Below are 15671 nucleotides of genomic sequence, written 5' to 3'. Positions count from 1 at the left end.
GTCGAAGTCGGGCGCCATCGCCCCCGGCGTCACATCGGTCCCGGCCGTCGTCATCGGCCCGCTCCCCGGAGGCGCTCGGCGGCGAGGCGGGCCGTGGCCGCGCGGTCGGGCTTCAGCGAGCGGCCGGCCAGCGGGATGCCGGCGAACAGCAGGGCGTCCGGGCGGGCCGAGCCCATCCGGTCCAGCGGCCCGGCCAGGGCGGCGCGCAGCCGGTCGGGGTCGGCTCCCCGGGCCGGCTGGACGACGGCGACCAGGCGCTCGTCACCGTCACCGGCCGGAACGCCGACCAGGACGGCGAGTTCGACGCCGGGCACGTGCAAGGACGGTTCGTACAGGCCCGGGTAGATGTTCTCCGCACGCCGGAGCACCATGTCCTTGCAGCGGCCCTCCAGGACGATCCGGCCGTCCTCGAGCCTGCCCCGGTCGCCGGTGGCGACCCAGGGATCGGGCTCGTCACCGAGGTAGCGGTCCCGGGCGGCGGGCCCCGACAGCAGCAGCTCACCTGCTTCACCGGTCCTGGCCCGGACACCCGGCAGCGGGGCCCCGATCAGATCGCCGGCGCCGGTGAAGGCCGCCTTGTCCGCCTGCTCGACCGCGGCGGCGGGGAACAGCTCGGTGAGCGCGTACACCCCCCACGCCTCGTCCGCCCCCGCGTTCTTGACGCGCGTCAGCAGGTCGGCGCTCGCCGGGGCGGAACCCGTCCACACCCGTCCGGTGAACCGTGCTTCCGCCGCCAGCGCGGCCCGGAGCTGAGGCGGGGTCAGGTAGGTGGCCTGCGGCCCGAGGCGCCGCATCTGCCGTGCCAGGACGCGGGGCGAACGCGCGGGCAGTGCGACGGGGGCGCCGCTCGCCAGGGACGGTACGAGGACGAAGAACGTTCCGCCGAGGACCGGGCGGCCGGGCCGCGGACCTACGAGACCCGTCACCGTCGCCATGCCCGCGGCGAGGGAGGAACGGGTGTGGACCACGGCGCGGGGCCGGGAGGTGGTGCCGGAGGTGAAGACGATGACCGCGTCACCGTCCTCGTCCACCGGGCGCGGCAGGGCGGTCCCGCTGAGGCCGGCGTTCAGGGCGGGGGCGCAGCCGGGCAGCCGTGGGCCGACCGTGGCCACCGGGCCCAGCCCGGCCAGGTCCGGCAGGGCGAGGCGGGCCCGGCGGGCGAGCGGCCGGGCCCAGCCGGCCACGGCCTGGGCGGCCGCGTCCGCCAGGACGACGTCGGGCCGGGCCAGGGCGAGCCGGGCGCGCAGGACCTCCGGTCCCGCGCCGGGGTCGAGGACCGCGGCGCGCAGCCCGAGGCGGTGCACGGCGAGCAGAACGGCCAGGGCGCGCGGACCCGGTCGTACCGCGACACCGACCGTGCCGCCGCGCTCGACGCCCCGGGCGTGCAGGGCCGCGGCGTAGCGGTCGGCGAGGTCGGCGAGGTCCCCGCAGGTGGCCTTGGCGCGGACCGCACCGGTACGGGTGGTGCCGAGCACGGCGGGACGGCCGGGGTGGGCGCGGAGGGTGTGGGCGAGGGCGTCGAGCATCAGCGCGGGTCCTCCCCGTGGTGGCCCGGGCCCCTGTCGAGGTACCAGCGGGCGGTCCCCACGATTCCGTAGGCGCGCAGGCGCCGGGTGGAGTTCTCCACCACCATGTCACGGGCGTGGACGATGGCGGTGGTGTGGCGGCGCACCCGGTTCAGGAAGAGGCGGTCGGTGGGGGAGGGGCGGCGCGGCATCCCGCCGACGGCCTCGTACAGCCGGGCCGTGACGGCCATGTTGTTGCCGGCGTGCATCCGGTACGGGGCGAGGTAGCCGTGGCGGCGCCGGTGCGCGGGACGCACCCGGCCGAAGAACGCGGCGACGCGCACCATGCCGCGGAACGCGGCCCGGCCGAGCGGGCCGTGCTCGTCGCGACGGGCGTCGATACGGCCGCACACCAGGCCCGCGCCGCGCCCCAGCGCCGCCCGGGCGGCGCGCGTCCAGCCGGGGTGCGGCAGGCAGTCGGCATCGGTCCGGGCCAGCAGCGACGCGCCCCGCCCGATCGCGTACCGGAATCCGGTGTCGACGGCGCAGCCCACACCCTTGTCCGGCTCGTGGAGGACGTGTACCGGGAACGGCGCCCGCTCGGCGAAGTCGCGGGCGATGCCGGCCGTGCCGTCGTCGGAGGCGTTGTCGACCACGACGAGCGTGAAGTCCCGGTCGCTCTGCGCGGCGAGCGCGTCCAGCGTCGCGCCGATCCGCGCGGCTTCCTGGTGGGCGGGCACCACCACCCACAGCGCGCTCACGCCTTCTCCCAGACCATCGTCATGATGCTGACGCCGCCGCCGAGGCCGACGAACAGCACACGGTCGCCGGACCGCAGCCCGTCCCGTACGAGGTCGAGTTGTACGCCCAGGGTGGCACTGGCCATGTTGCCGAGCTCCGGGACGGTGACGACGAGACGGTCCTCGGGCACGCCGGTGATCTCCGTGAACCGCTCCAGGTACGGCACCGTGACCTGGTGGACCAGGACGTGCCGGAAGTCGGCCCAGTCCAGGCCGGTGCGGTGCCGCATCCGGTCCAGCACCGACGTGCCGACCTTCTCGAACACCTCGCGCAGCTCGCCGCCGTCACCGTGGAAGTAGGTGTGCTCGTCCCCGCGCGGGTGGCGCGAACCGCCGCCGAAGAGCCCGCCGACCGGCCAGTGCTCGGAGTGCGTCGCGGTGTCCACGTCGAGGATCCCGCCGCGCCCGACCTCCTCCAGGACGACTGCGGCGCCCGCGTCGCCGAAGGTGTACCCGGCGAAGCCGGCACGGAACTGCGCGAGATCCGCGGGGTCGTGCCGGACCGCCCGGCTCGGCGTCTCACCGGTGACGACCAGAGCCCGCCGGGCGCGCCCGGCCAGGATCATGCTGCGGGCGACGTCGATGCCGTTGACGAAGCTGTTGCAGGCGTTGGTCACGTCCAGGGCGTGCGCCCGGGAGCCGAGCTCGGCCTGCACGATGTGCGCGGTCGCCGGCTCGACGATGTCGCGGCTGGCGGAGGCGAACACCAGCAGATCGACGTCGAGCGGGTGGAGCCCGGCCCGGCCCAACGCAGTGCGCGCGGCACGCACGGCCAGGGTGGAGGCGTACTCCCCCTCGTCCACGACCCGGCGGCCGCGGATCCCGGTGACCCGCTCGAATATCCCGGCCGGCAGCGGCAGCCCACTGCCGGCGGTGATGCGCTGCCGCAACTGCTCCGATGTCATGACCCGGCCGGGCAGGAAGGAGCCGACCCCGGTGATGCCGACGCGGACGGGAGCGTCGTCGACGGCGTTCTGACTGTTCATGGGAGGGAGGCTATGAAGTGATCAAGGGTGATCGTATGAGTGCTGATACTCAACTGGTCTAGGCAGAATCGGAAGCGGGGGTGAGTCTGAGCCCCAGCGTCGGCCGAACGCCACAAGGCGCCTCATGAGGACGAACGGAACGCATCCAAGAGACCGCACGGGTCGTTGGAGCGGGCATGAAGAAATTCGTCACTCTCGGTGTGCTCGGTGCGGCGATGCTGGGCGTCTCTCCACCGGCCCATGCCGATGCCCACGCCCAGGCCGATACCGATCCCGCCGGCGGAATCCTGGCGCCTGCCTGGAATGTCACCAAGTCCGCCGAGACCACGGCATGTCAACAAGACCTCTCGGGCCTGCCGGTGGTGAGCCAGTACGCAGGAGTCGTGTCCGGGGTCTGCAACAGCAAGGGAGCGCTCTCCGGCAATCCGCACAGCTGATACGGCTGTACGGCTTCTACCTCGCCTCTTCTCCTGTTCGCCGCGGGCTCACGGTCATGCGGATGTCGTCGGCCCAGAGCACGAACCGTTCGGTCGGCGTCACCTCGTGTTCTGGCGCCGGCCGGAATCGGAAGCGCTTGAGCAGGACGGCCAGGACCAACTGGGCCTCGGCCATGGCCAGAGCGGCGCCCTCGCAGCTGCGCGGCCCGAGCCCGAAAGGGATGTAGGCCAGCCTCGGCCGCTTGGCCGCCTCTTCCGGTGTGAACCGCTCGGGCATGAATGTCCCGGGCTCGGGCCAATAGTCGGGGTTCATGTGTACGGCCCAGAACGGATAGAAGATCGTCGCCCCGGCCGGGATCTCGTAGTCGCCCAGGGCGAGGGCCACGGTCGTCTCCCGGGCGCCGTACGGGCCGGGCGGGTAGAGCCGCATCGATTCCTTGAGGGCCATTTCCAGATACGTGAGCCGCCGTAGGTCGGCGTACTCGGGCACCGGCCGGTCGCCGAGCACACGGTCCAGCTCATCGGCGACGCGTTCGGCCACCTCGGGATGGCGCCCCAGCAGATGCAGGGTCCATGACACGGCCACCCCGGTCGTGTGGTGGGCGGCCAGCATCGCCACCATGACGGTGTCGCGGATCCGTGCCGGTCGTTCCCCGGCCTCGACGAGTGCTCCGATCAGGTCGCTCTTGTCCGGGTGGCTGCCGCGGTGATGCGCCAGGACCACCCGGTCGACCGTCGCGCGGAGGTGGGCGAGGGCCTCCTCCGCCCGCCGGGTACGTTCCTCCCGGCCACCCCCGTCCGGCACCTCGTACAGCCGTCCGAGGTATTCGGTGAGCACCTCCTCGAACGCGGCGACGATGCCGCCCGGGTCCGCGGTGTCGCCGCCGAGCGCGTACGCGCAGATCATCCGCAGTGACAGCTCGGTGAGGTCCTTCTGCAGCTCGACGGGCTGACGGCCGGCCCGCTCGGCCCACCGGTCGGCGAGCGCCGTGGCCAGCGCGGTGAACTGGGTGAAGTGCCGCTCGTGGGAGGGGCGTCCGGCCAGCACCGACAGGAGCAGGCGCCGCCACGGGGTGTGTTCGCCGGCGGGCATCACCTGCAGGTTGCCGGTCTCGAACAGCGGGGCCAGGAACGCGAACAGCGACTCCGGCCGCTTGTCGATGTGAGCCGTGGCCTCCAGCAGCACAGGGTCGGCGACCGACACGGCGGTCTCCACGCCCGGCAGCTGGAACCGTACGACGGGCCCGTACTCGGCGTGCAGCCGCAACTGGTAGGTGTGCAGGCCGCCCGCTGCCGCGACGGCGCCGACCCCACCGTCCGACCGGGGCTCGGGACCAGGGATGTTCATGGCCGCTCCTCCGGAGCTGTTCCCTACAGGTCACATGGATCACGTAGATCACGCAGTTCGCTCACGAGTCATTGTGCGGCGCCGGGGCGTGGTGCGTCGCCCCCGCATGTGTATCGTCCGGCGTGTGTGACGACCGTTGACGGGGGCGTGAGGAGGGGGTAGTGAGCGGGATAGTGATTTATGTGCCGCAGGGGAGCGGCGACGTCGATGGGGAGCCGTGTGGCGATGCGGTGACGTTACGGCTCGGCCCGGGGGAAGTGGCACGCTTCGGGCGGGGTTCCGCGACGACTCCGGTCGAACTGCGGCTCGCCGATGCGGCGATCTCCCGGCTGGCGGGGGAGATCCGGGTGACCGACGACCATTGGCAGCTCAGCAATCACAGTGCGACCCAGAGCTACCTGGTGGAGAACCCGGAGGGGGCGGGGGAGTACCTGAGGGTGCCGCCACGACGGGCCGGAGCACCGATCCCCTTTGAGTTCTCCCGGGTCGTACTGCCCACCCGCGGCAACACCACGGTCGCCTTCCAGGTGTTCGCGCCCGACCACGTCTACCTGGACCCGGACGGCACGGGCGGCCAGTGGGGGAGCCGCACGGTCACCGCGTACTCCCTGGACGAGACGGCCACCTACTTCCTCGTCCTGGTCGCCCTCTGCGAACCGCGGCTGCGTGACGAGTCGCCGGTCGCCGTGCCGACCACTCCCCAGATCGTCGAACGGCTCAGCGGTCACGCCGCCTGCGGCCAGCTGACGGCCCGGGCCGTCAGCTCGCACATCGACTACCTCGCCGAGGAGAAGATGCGGATCAGCGCCCCGGTGGGCGGCGAAGCCCGCCGGGAGGGCCGTCGCAACGGCAAGCGGGAAGCGATCGTCGGACTCGCGCTGCGGTTCGGGCTCGTACGGGAGGAGCACCTCGCGCTGCTGCCGCCCAGGGCCGGGACGGGCACAGGGGAGCGGGAGACGGTGAGATGACTCGAAGACCGACGGGGAGAGGCGGCATATCCGCAGACGGCCGACGGACCGGGGGAGGGGACGGTGCAGGGCCCGTGCGACACCTCGGGAAGTGACGGCATGGAACCGCTGCCGCCCGGTCACCGCGTCGGACGCTGGGAGGTCACCGCGCCGATCGCGGACGGAGGCTGGTCGACGGTCTACGCGGGACGGTCGGCCGGCGGGGAGGACGTCGCGCTCAAGTTCCTCCTGACCGAGGGGCTCACCCCCCGGCAGGCCCGCAAGGTCGCGGACACCGCCCGGCGCGAGGTGGAATTCGGCCGCCGCAACCGCCATCCGAGGCTGATCCGCCTGCTGGACTCGCTCGTGCTCAGCGAACCGGGCCACCCGTCCCTCGACGGCGCGATCGTCCTGGTCATGGAGCGGGCCGAACACAGTCTGCGCAACCGGCTCGATGCCGGAGCGACCGAGGCCGAAGGCGCCCGGCTGATCACCGAGATCTGCGAGGGCCTGGCACACCTGCACCGCACCGGCTGGGTGCACGGCGACCTCAAACCGGACAACGTCCTGCTCATGGCGGACGGTTCGGTCAAGCTCTCGGACTTCGGCCTCACCACGGAACTGACCGGCACCCACGCGTACGCGCCCCCGATGGGCACCTTCGACTACCTGCCGCCCGAGCGCTGGAAGGCCCCGCTCGGCGAGCAGGGCGTACGGGTGCGGCCGAGCGCCGACATCTGGGCCCTGGGCATCATGATCCACGAGGTGTTCGCGTCCGGCTCCTCGCCGTTCCCCGGTGCCACGCCCGTCTCGCGCGCCGCCGCGACACAGGAGTACGCCGACGGGCGCGCCCCGCTGCGCATGGACAACGCGGTACCGCCGTTCTGGCGTGAGCTGGCCGCCGACTGCCTGGCCCCGACCCACGCCGAGCGTGCCGCGCACACCGCCGAGAGCCTGCTGGCGCGCATCACCGCCCGGCAGGAGCCAGAAGCGGAGCCCGCCGGCGAGGCCGGGCACAGCGCCGGCGACCTTGAGGCCGCGCGTCCGGCGGCAGGGCGGCGCAGGAGGACCCGCACCGCCCTCGTGGCCCTCGCGGCGTGCGGAGTGGTCGCGGCAGCGGGCTGGTCGTACATCCTGCGCGACGGCGGATCCGCCTCGGCGGCCGGATCCGGCGAGCGCGCCACCGCGGCACCGTCCGGCGCCGCGGGACGGATCCGGGTGTTCAACGTCGAGCAGCGCTGCGGCGACCGTACGGACCGGAATCCGGACTGCAGTCTCGGCCTGGCGATCGATCCCCTGCGGCCCTACACCATCGACAACGTCGTACCGACACGGGTCTGGCACGGTGACGTCCTCGCCGTCGACTGCCAGTTGCCCGACGGTGTGTCCATCGTCGACGAGACGGGCACGTGGTCCGGCCAGTGGTACCGCGTCCGGCTGCCGCACGGCTCCGCACGGGACACCGCATGGCTGCCCGCGGTGCGCACGAAGGACCGCCCCGCCATCCCCCGGTGCCCGAGGCCCACACCCGTGCGGTGAGGGCGCCCCGATGCCGTGCCGCAGTCGGGGGTCTGCGGCACGGCTCGGGGTCCGGGCGTCGGTCATCACGGCACTCAGAGGTCTATCGGCAATCACCGGGCCCTGTCACTCCGGATCGTTCCGGATGCCGCGCCCCGGCGGCCCACGACTACCTTGCGGGCCTCGGTCCCCGGACCGGTGACAAGGCGGACTCCGTCCACTCCGCCCTTCTGGCGAACCCTTTCCACCGCAAGGTGATTCCGACCCTAAGGAGCAGCACGTGCGTGATGTAACCGCACGACGCGCGAGATTCGGAACGGCGATGCTCTTAGCCGTAGCGGCCGTTTCCGCCCTGGGCGGCCCCGCATGGGCACAGGGCGCGAACGGCGTGCCCGGTCCTCTCGGGCACCCCAGGACCGCCGAAGCGTACTGCGGTGTCCCCGCGGAGCGGGACATAGCGGTGACCCGGAAGGTCTACGAGGTCGGCCAACGCCTCAACGTCTCCGACAAGGTGATGCTCGCCGGCTTCGAGACCGGCTGGGTCGAGTCGCACATGAACAACCTGAACTGCGGGGACCGCGACTCGCTCGGCGTCTTCCAGCAGCGCCCGTCGCAGGGCTGGGGATCGCCGGAGCAGATCCTCGACGTCGACTACGCGGCGAACAAGTTCTTCGAAGTGGCCCTGCAGATGGCACCCCGCATGGAGGGCAGCAGCGCCGGGCAGCTCGCCCAGGCCGTCCAGCGCTCCGCCTATCCGGAGCGCTACGACCAAGTGGAGGGCCACGCCCGGGCGATGCGGGACGAGGCGTTTCAGCCGTACGGCTCGATCGGGGCGAAGTACGACAGCCTGGGCGGCCACGGCGGCCCGCTCGGCCCGCCGGTGCGCGCCGAGGAGAACGCCTCGTCGGGCGGGCGCTTCCAGCTGTTCCGGAACGGAATCGTCATCTGGCATCCGGACGCCGCCCACGCGATCTACGGCGACATCCTGAGCAAGTTCTGGGCGACGGACGCGGAGCGGCGTTGGGGTTTCCCGACGATGGACGAGGCGGATGCGTCGTCGGCGCCCGACGGTACGCGTGGCCGGTATCAGTTCTTCGAGCGGGGGCTGTTCCTGTGGTCGGAGCGGACGGGCACCCACCCCGTCCACGGGGAGATCTACAAGGCGTTCCACGACGCCGGCCATGAGAAGGCGCTGGGCTACCCGCTGACGGACGAGATGGACGAGGCGGGCGGCGGCAAGGCCCAGAAGTTCCAGAAGGCCACCATCCACTGGAGCCCGGCCAAGGGCACCTGGATCACCCCCGACAACTGAACAGGGGACAGCTATGAGATCGCTGATTCTTCGACGCCTGTTGGGCGCGCTCACGCTGACCCTGGCCGCCATCGCGTTCACCTTCTCCGCGGCGCCCGCCGCGAGCGCGTCGGAACCGGACGGGTCGATCGGGCGCGGCGAGGTGATGGACCGCGGGTGGTCGTGGGTCGCCGAACAGGTCCCGTACAGCCAGAGCGGCTGCTACCGCAACCAGTTCGGCTGCTACCGCCCAGACTGCTCGGGCTTCGTCTCCATGGCCTGGCACCTGGGCTCGTCCCTGACCACCTGGGCGCTGTGGAACGTCACCTCCGAGATCCCCGCGGAAGACCTGCAACCCGGTGACGCCCTGCTGCGCGACTCGGGCGGCACGGACCACGTGGCGCTGTTCGTCCGGTGGGCGGACGCGGCACACACGCAGCCGGTCGTGCGCGAGACGTACGACTTCGGCCACGTGGCCGAGGAGCGGGTGTGGGGCAACGGCCTGCGGGGCTTCTCGCCCCGCCGCTACAACCGGCTGGACGACCTGATGCCCTACGGCTCGATCAGGGTGAAGTACGACAGCATGGGCGGCCTGGGCAGCGTGCTGGGCCCGCCGGTCAGGGGCGAGCGCGACTCCCAGCTGGGCGGACGCTTCCAGCAGTTCCAGAACGGGATCATCATCTGGCACCCCGATGCCGCCTACGCGATCCACGGGGAGATCCTGAGCAAGTTCTGGGCGACGGACGCGGAGCGGCGCTGGGGTTTCCCGACGATGGACGAGGCTGACGCGTCGTCGGCGCCCGACGGTACGCGTGGCCGGTATCAGTTCTTCGAGCGGGGACTGTTCCTGTGGTCGGAGCGGACAGGCACCCACCCCGTCCACGGGGAGATCTACAAGGCGTTCCACGACGCCGGCCATGAGAAGGCGCTCGGCTATCCCCTGACGGACGAGATGGACGAGGCGGGCGGCAAGGCCCAGAAGTTCCAGAAGGTCACCATTCACTGGAACCCCGCCAAGGGCACCTGGATCACCGACAACTGACGCGTTATTACTCCCTTCCCGACCAGGAGGTCATGATGAGCGAGAACCCCACCCGCAGAAACATCCTGAAGGCCGCCGGCGGCCTCTCCGCCGCGCTGGCTCTCGGCGCCGGAAGCGTCGTCGCGACGGCGTCGGCGGCCCACGCGGTCGGCGACGGCAACGGGCTGCGCATCGTGCAACGCGGCGAGACCGACCCCCGCATGTGGTACTACCGGTTCGCGACCGCGGAGATCGGCTGGCAGCCCGCCGTCAACGTGCTGCTTCCCGACGACTACCACACCAGCGGACGCACCTACCCCGTCCTCTACATGCTCCACGGCGGCGGGGGCGACTTCATCGAGTTCGACCGCCAGGGCATCCGCGAGCTGACCGCCGGCAAGCCGATCATCGTCGTGATGCCCGACGGCGGAAAGACGGGCTGGTACTCCAACCCGGTCAGCTCCAACGTCGGCCCCCGCAACTGGGAGAACTTCCACATCAACCAGCTGATCCCGTGGATCGACGCGAACTTCCGGACGTTCGCCGAGTACGACGGCCGCGCCATCGGCGGGTTCTCCATGGGCGGATTCGGCGCGCTGAAGTACACGGCCAAGTACTGGGGCCACTTCGCCTCGGTGAGCTCCTACTCCGGCCCGGCCAGCCTGCGCCGTGACGGCGGCCTGGTCGTCCACTGGGCGAACACCACGTCCGCCCTGGACCTGGGTGGTGCCACCGTCTACGGCGTGCCGTGGGACCAGGCCCGCGTCACCGCCGACAACCCGATGGAGCGCATCGAGAGCTACCGGAACAAGCGGATCTTCATGGTGGCCGGCACGGCCCCCAAGACCGCGTTCGACTGGCTCAACGAGCCCCAGGTGCTGGCCGGCCAGCGGGAGTTCCGCGGTGCCCTCGACCGCGCCGGCATCCCGTACGAGGCGCACGAGGACGGCGGCGGCCACTTCTTCCGCGGGAACTTCTTCCGCGGCGACCTCGACGGCATCATCGGCCGCCTCCGCAGGGCGTAGGACCGCCCGTGCGCCCGGCGCGGGGACACCGTCTCCCCGCGCCGGTCGCACGGTCACGCCTCCGGGTGGTTGGGGTTCTCCGGCAACGGCGGCGTGAAAGCCACCTTGCCGCCCTGCCAGCGCGCCCGGTACGTGCGCTTCCCCCCGGACGCACAGCACTGGGGGTCGGTGGGCGCGTAGACGGGATACGAGAGGGTGACCGTCGTACCGTCCTGGCCCTCGATCGTCGACTGGGCGATGCCCGCCGCGTCGAAGCCCACGTACTCGTTGCCGACGAAGAAGAAGACGGACACGCAGGTGCCGTCGGCGGAGTTCGTGCAAGTGGCGTGGATCGCGCGCAGCGGACCGCGGAGGCCCTTGAGGACGGCGGGCTCGATGTCGGGCGTGAAGCCCAGGCGCTTGACGCGCAGCATCGCGCGGTCCGCGTCGAACGGCTCGTCCCGGGCCACCGGCGACTGCCCGGCCGAGGGGTTCCACAGGGAGATGGTCGGACTCGCGGCCGGCCGGCGGCCGTCGGACGACGACGTGCAAGCCGTCACCAGCAGCAGGCAGAGGCTTGCCGCGGCGGCGCCGGCCCTTACTCGTCGCGACATGCCGTCACCCCCAGCAGATAGCGTTCCAGCATTCCGTAACGCACGGTTTCCAGATCCCCCTGTGAGATGTTCCGTGTGACGCGTGAGCACAGTTCGGCGGCCCAGTCGTCCGCCGACGCCTTTCGGAGGACGAAGACGGCGTCCGTGCCCCGGGCCGTGCTCAGCAGCAGGCGCCGGCCGTCGGGTGACGGCACGACAGCCCGTACGCGAGCGGCGGCCGGCAGACGTGACCGGGCGGCCAGCCCGCCGGGGCCCCACCGCTCCACCATCCCCGGCCGGACGCTGACGACCTCGCCGGCGCCGGCGGACGCGGAGAGGAACTCCGTGGTGCGGGACGGCTCGGCCGGGACGGCGACGTCCCGGTGTCCGCCGTCCGCGGTCCACACCTCGGCGCTCCCGTCCTGCCCGAGCAGGAGCAGTCGGCCGTCCGGGCCGAACCGCACGGCGTCCCGGTCGGCCAGCGCCGCACGGAATCCGGGGGCGAGCACGGCGGCCCGGTGCCGGTCCCGCAGGTCCCAGACCTCCACGCCGCGCCGGTCGGGCGTCGTCACGGCGATGCGTTCGGACGCCGGATCGATCGCCAGGGTGGCCGTGTAACGGCGAAGGTCGACCGCCGTGTCCTCCCGGAAGAGCAGCGGTCGCCCCACCTCACGGCCGGTCGTCACGTCCCACTGCGAGACGGCGCCACCCGTCAGCGCGACGAGCCGGCCCTGCCGGGTGAAGCCCAGTCCGTCGAGTCCTGCGGCCAGAAGCGGTGTTCCGAGCGGCGGATCGACGCGCACCCGCCGCCGCACCTGGAGCGCGGGCAGGCTGTAGAGCGTCACCGTCTGGTCCGCGGGCCCGCTGACGGCCAGCGTCTTCTCGACGGCGTCGAAGGCCAGTCGGGCGGTACTGACGATCCCGGGCGCACCGGTGGCGCCGAGCCGCCGCCCCGTCCCCGGGTCCCACACCGCGAGTCTGCCTCCGACGCCCTGGGTGAGCAGGTAGCGGCCCGACGGCGAGAACTGCGCGACCCGTTCGTCGTGCTGGCCCGAGTCCGCGTCGCCCCAGACGGACATGGAGGACGTCGCCAGCGAGCCCGGCTCGGGGGCGGTGGTGACCAGCACGTCAGTGCCCCGGGCGAAGGCGACGCGGCGGCCCGCGGCGGCCAGGGAGTATCTGGTGTAGCGCCCTGCGGCCCCGTCCTCGGCCAGCGCCGACAGCGGCTGCCCGGTGGCCGCGTCGTACATGGTCACCGCGTTCTTCTGCCGCGCCAGGACGATGCGGTCCGAGACGCCTGCCAGTTCGTCGCCCGTGGCGCACGGGATGCCCTGGGACAGCCGCCCGTCGGCCCTGCCGGTGGCGACGCCGGCCAGCCGCCACCGGCTGTCGACGCACGTCGCGGCCACGGGGCGTGGACCATGGGGCACGTCGGTGTCCGTATCGGACGAACCCGGGCCCACGCGGTGGCCGGTGCGGCGGCCGGTGCGCGTGTCCCAGACGGGCCGGCCGAGCGAACCGGACGACACGATGTGTGTGCCGTCCATGTCGAAGGTGAGCCCGTCCGCGTTGGGGCCCCCGAGCGATTCCAGGGCAACGGGACGGGCCGAAGGCCGGTCGAGGTCCCACACCTGCGCCGTGTCGTCCAGATGGGGATGGGTCGCCAGACGACGCCCCGTGCGGTCGAAACGCACTTCGTCCACGGTCTGTTCCGTGCTCGCGGTGCTTGAGGCGGCCCGCAGCGTCAGGACGGTCCGGTGCTCGCGTACGTCCCAGATCCGGACGCGGTTGCCGTCGCCGCCCAGGGCCAGCCGGGTGCCGTCGGGGCTGACCGCGACGGCCGTGACGGCGCTCGTCCGCAGGAGCGCCGAGGGCCCGCCGGCAGCCCCGACGCGCCACACCGACAGCCCGCCGGCACCGGTCCGTACCGCGACGACCCCACCGGAGTCGTCCAGCGCCGTCTCCGCGACTTCCCCGCCGGCGGGCAGGACGGCGTCGTACGGGGCGTCGGCCAGATAGCGGCCGAAGAGGTTGTCGCGCGCCTGCTGGGTCGGCGCGGTGCGCCACGCGGCGACGGACAGCAGAGCGGCCGTCTCCCGGTGGGAGTCCGCCTGACGCTGCGCATTCTGCACGAGGCCGGCCGAGAGCTCGGCGGCCTTGCTGTCGCGCACCTCGTACAGGCCGGCCCCGGACAGGACGCCCATCACCGTCGCCACCGCCGTCGCCACGACGGCCTTGCGGGAGCGCCGGCGCCGCCGCCACTCCAGGCTCGCCCGCAGATACGCGCGCTCGCCCTCGGGGATGTCGTCCGGCTGCTCCCGCAGCCGCTCCCGCGCCTGCTTCAGCTCGGAACCGCGCATCAGCAGGGCACGGTCGTGGCCGCTCTGCTCCCAGCGGGCCATCCGCTCGCGCAGATGCTCCTGCCAGCTCCGGAAGTCCCGGTCGGCGTCCACCCAGGAGCGCAGCGCGGGCCAGTGCTCCAGCAGCGCCTCGTGGGCGAGCGAGACCGTCTCCACGCCGTCGGACGCGCGGTCGAGGTGCACCAGACGCTGGACGGCCAGCAGCTGTGCGGCCTCCCAGCAGGCGGGGTGCAGTTCGGGGCGGCGCGCGGTGCGCCCGGTGTCGACGGGGCTGTCCAGGCCGCCGTCGCCCGGGCGGACGAGCTGCACGAACAGTCGCCGCACCTCCTCCCGCACGTCGCCCAGCCGCTCCTTGACGACCCGCTCCGCGTGCGTGGCGAGGGCGCCCGCTACGCGGCCGATCTCCTCGTAGGCGGCGTGGCCGAGGACGCCCTGGCGCTGCCGCTCCCACAGCAGGGTGAGGGCGAACTCGAGCAGGGGCAGCGCGCCGGGACTCCGGCCCGCGTCCGACAGCAGCCGCTCGGCGAGCCGGTCCTCGAACCGTACGACCCCGTGGAACGAGGCGACCGGCGACAGCACCACGTCACGGAGCTGGTCCCCGGCCAGCCGGTCGACGAGCACCGGCGCCGCCTCGCACACTCTCTCCAGGGCCGGGAAGCGCCGCATGGCCTTCAGGAAGTCCAGCCGCAGGGCGAAGACCAGCCGCACCAGCGGACCGCCGTCCGCGGTGCGCCACCCGGTCATGGCGACCAGCTGCTCGACCAGGGTGTCGGCGGCGTCCGGCGAACAGCGGAACAGCACCTCGAACTGGTCGACGATCAGGAGGAGCTGGCTCGTACCGGAGCGGGCGAGCACCTCCTTGACGACCGGTGCGGCCGCGCCCTCCCTCAGCCGGCCCGCGAGCCGTTCGAGCGTGTCGAGCCGCCCGGAGACGTCGTCGGGGGCGCCGAGCAGCGGCAGCAGTGCGGAGGCGAGCACGTCCTCCGCCCGCACGGCCGGCTCCGGGACCAGCGAGGCGATGCTGTAGTCCCCGCGCCCGCGCAGCTCGGGGACGAGACCGGCGTGGACGAGCGAGGACTTGCCGACCCCGGACACCCCGATGACCGGCACGACCGACGACGTGGTGACCGCCTCGGTCAGCGCCTTGATCTGCTCGGACCGTCCGAAGTAGTGGGCGGCGTCCTGCTCCCGGAACGACTCCAGCCCGCGGAACGGCGACGGCAGGGCGGCGAGGCGGCGCAGTTCGGGGTGGGCCTCGAAGAGGACGTCGGCGGTGATGGCGTAGGACGCCCGCTGGAGGAACCGGTCGTCGGTGGCGACGACCATGCCGACCACGCCCTTGAACCGCTCGTCCCACAGCGGTGTGCCGCTGAAGCCCTGCCGGATCTCGCAGGCGCCGGTGCTCTCGATCTGCAGCCAGCCGCGGCCGCGGTCGTCCACGATCGTGCCGAGCGACCAGACGCCGTCGTCGTCGCCGGCGGGGAAGCCGAAGGCCCGGAACGGGTGGCCGCGCACCGCCTCCACGTCCAGCAGTCGCACGGGCTCGGCCCCGGGCGGCGGGTCCTCGTCGAGCACGAGGACGGCGATGTCGCCGGAGCCGTCCTCCGCGACGGGGACGTGTGTGACGAGCCGGGCGGTCTGCCGGCGGACCGCCCGCCCGGTGAGCGGGAAGTCCACCTCGACGGTGAGCCCCGGCGTGAGCGGGCTGCGCTCCGGCTCGCCGGCGACGGCCGACACGACGTGCCCGCAGGTGAGGACGGTCCTCGGGCCGGCGAGGAAGCCCGCGCCCTGCGGCGCGGCCGGCGCGCCGCGCGACCACAGGCGCGCGACCCCGGGGTTGGGCACAGGTTTGGACACCGCT

At 72.8% G+C, this 15671-nt stretch carries 12 protein-coding genes; 6 read left to right on the top strand and 6 right to left on the bottom strand.

Going from position 1 to position 15671, the window contains the following annotated elements; translation table 11 throughout:
• Window positions 1-50: 50 nt before the first annotated feature.
• The 3 genes from ACIGXW_RS13950 to ACIGXW_RS13940 are packed head-to-tail and all read right to left on the bottom strand — an operon-like array spanning window position 51 to window position 3291.
• Window positions 51-1526, bottom strand: a complete 1476-nt coding sequence (locus ACIGXW_RS13950) for a class I adenylate-forming enzyme family protein (RefSeq protein ID WP_399573007.1) — start codon at window positions 1524-1526, stop codon at window positions 51-53.
• Window positions 1526-2266: a glycosyltransferase gene (locus ACIGXW_RS13945; RefSeq protein ID WP_399573005.1), complete on the bottom strand. Its 741-nt coding sequence runs from the start codon at window positions 2264-2266 to the stop codon at window positions 1526-1528. Before ACIGXW_RS13945 ends, ACIGXW_RS13950 begins: the two co-directional genes overlap by 1 nt.
• A complete protein-coding gene (locus ACIGXW_RS13940; RefSeq protein ID WP_399573003.1) occupies window positions 2263-3291 on the bottom strand; it encodes a 3-oxoacyl-ACP synthase III family protein in 1029 nt (342 codons plus the stop codon). The genes ACIGXW_RS13945 and ACIGXW_RS13940 overlap by 4 nt, the downstream gene beginning before the upstream one ends.
• Before the next feature lie 176 nt (window positions 3292-3467).
• On the opposite strand from ACIGXW_RS13940, the gene ACIGXW_RS13935 reads away from it, so the two are divergent.
• Window positions 3468-3728 (top strand): hypothetical protein, encoded by a 261-nt coding sequence (locus tag ACIGXW_RS13935; protein WP_399573001.1) that lies wholly within the window; start codon window positions 3468-3470, stop codon window positions 3726-3728.
• Between the two features lie 16 nt (window positions 3729-3744).
• Here the strand turns inward: ACIGXW_RS13935 and ACIGXW_RS13930 are convergent, their stop codons facing one another.
• Complete coding sequence (locus tag ACIGXW_RS13930) at window positions 3745-5076, bottom strand: cytochrome P450 (RefSeq protein ID WP_399572999.1); 1332 nt, start codon at window positions 5074-5076, stop codon at window positions 3745-3747.
• 161 nt (window positions 5077-5237) lie between these two features.
• Here ACIGXW_RS13930 and ACIGXW_RS13925 point away from each other — a divergent pair, with 161 nt between their 5' ends.
• From ACIGXW_RS13925 to ACIGXW_RS13905, 5 genes are all read left to right on the top strand, one after another.
• Window positions 5238-6044, top strand: coding sequence for a serine/threonine protein kinase (locus tag ACIGXW_RS13925; RefSeq protein WP_399572996.1), 807 nt, complete (start codon window positions 5238-5240; stop codon window positions 6042-6044).
• Between the two features lie 99 nt (window positions 6045-6143).
• Entirely contained in the window at window positions 6144-7562 is a 1419-nt protein-coding gene (locus ACIGXW_RS13920; protein WP_399572994.1) for a serine/threonine-protein kinase, read from the top strand.
• A 301-nt stretch (window positions 7563-7863) separates the two neighbouring features.
• Window positions 7864-8853 (top strand): LGFP repeat-containing protein, encoded by a 990-nt coding sequence (locus ACIGXW_RS13915; RefSeq protein ID WP_399572992.1) that lies wholly within the window; start codon window positions 7864-7866, stop codon window positions 8851-8853.
• 13 nt (window positions 8854-8866) lie between these two features.
• The gene (locus ACIGXW_RS13910; protein ID WP_399572990.1) at window positions 8867-9874 is read left to right on the top strand and encodes a hypothetical protein; all 1008 of its coding nucleotides are present in this window, start codon (window positions 8867-8869) and stop codon (window positions 9872-9874) included.
• A gap of 32 nt (window positions 9875-9906) precedes the next feature.
• Window positions 9907-10878, top strand: coding sequence for an alpha/beta hydrolase (locus tag ACIGXW_RS13905; RefSeq protein WP_399572988.1), 972 nt, complete (start codon window positions 9907-9909; stop codon window positions 10876-10878).
• Between the two features lie 53 nt (window positions 10879-10931).
• Here ACIGXW_RS13905 and ACIGXW_RS13900 read toward each other — a convergent pair whose 3' ends face one another.
• Window positions 10932-11471 carry an LppP/LprE family lipoprotein gene (locus ACIGXW_RS13900; RefSeq protein ID WP_399572986.1) on the bottom strand — a complete coding sequence of 180 codons (540 nt, stop codon included), beginning with the start codon at window positions 11469-11471 and terminating at the stop codon, window positions 10932-10934.
• Window positions 11456-15667: a trypsin-like peptidase domain-containing protein gene (locus ACIGXW_RS13895; RefSeq protein ID WP_399572984.1), complete on the bottom strand. Its 4212-nt coding sequence runs from the start codon at window positions 15665-15667 to the stop codon at window positions 11456-11458. Before ACIGXW_RS13895 ends, ACIGXW_RS13900 begins: the two co-directional genes overlap by 16 nt.
• Window positions 15668-15671 lie beyond the last annotated feature (4 nt).

This window comes from Streptomyces sp. NPDC053079 (assembly GCF_044546695.1).
Classification (GTDB): domain Bacteria; phylum Actinomycetota; class Actinomycetes; order Streptomycetales; family Streptomycetaceae; genus Streptomyces.
This window is presented reverse-complemented; position numbering and strand designations above follow the sequence as displayed.

Coding starts and splice junctions, on each gene's coding strand:
- ACIGXW_RS13950 (WP_399573007.1), bottom strand. CDS start 1,526: ATGCTCGACGCCCTCGCCCACACCCTCCGCGCCCACCCCGGCCGTCCC.
- ACIGXW_RS13940 (WP_399573003.1), bottom strand. CDS start 3,291: ATGAACAGTCAGAACGCCGTCGACGACGCTCCCGTCCGCGTCGGCATC.
- ACIGXW_RS13935 (WP_399573001.1), top strand. CDS start 3,468: ATGAAGAAATTCGTCACTCTCGGTGTGCTCGGTGCGGCGATGCTGGGC.
- ACIGXW_RS13930 (WP_399572999.1), bottom strand. CDS start 5,076: ATGAACATCCCTGGTCCCGAGCCCCGGTCGGACGGTGGGGTCGGCGCC.
- ACIGXW_RS13920 (WP_399572994.1), top strand. CDS start 6,144: ATGGAACCGCTGCCGCCCGGTCACCGCGTCGGACGCTGGGAGGTCACC.
- ACIGXW_RS13915 (WP_399572992.1), top strand. CDS start 7,864: ATGCTCTTAGCCGTAGCGGCCGTTTCCGCCCTGGGCGGCCCCGCATGG.
- ACIGXW_RS13910 (WP_399572990.1), top strand. CDS start 8,867: ATGAGATCGCTGATTCTTCGACGCCTGTTGGGCGCGCTCACGCTGACC.
- ACIGXW_RS13905 (WP_399572988.1), top strand. CDS start 9,907: ATGATGAGCGAGAACCCCACCCGCAGAAACATCCTGAAGGCCGCCGGC.
- ACIGXW_RS13900 (WP_399572986.1), bottom strand. CDS start 11,471: ATGTCGCGACGAGTAAGGGCCGGCGCCGCCGCGGCAAGCCTCTGCCTG.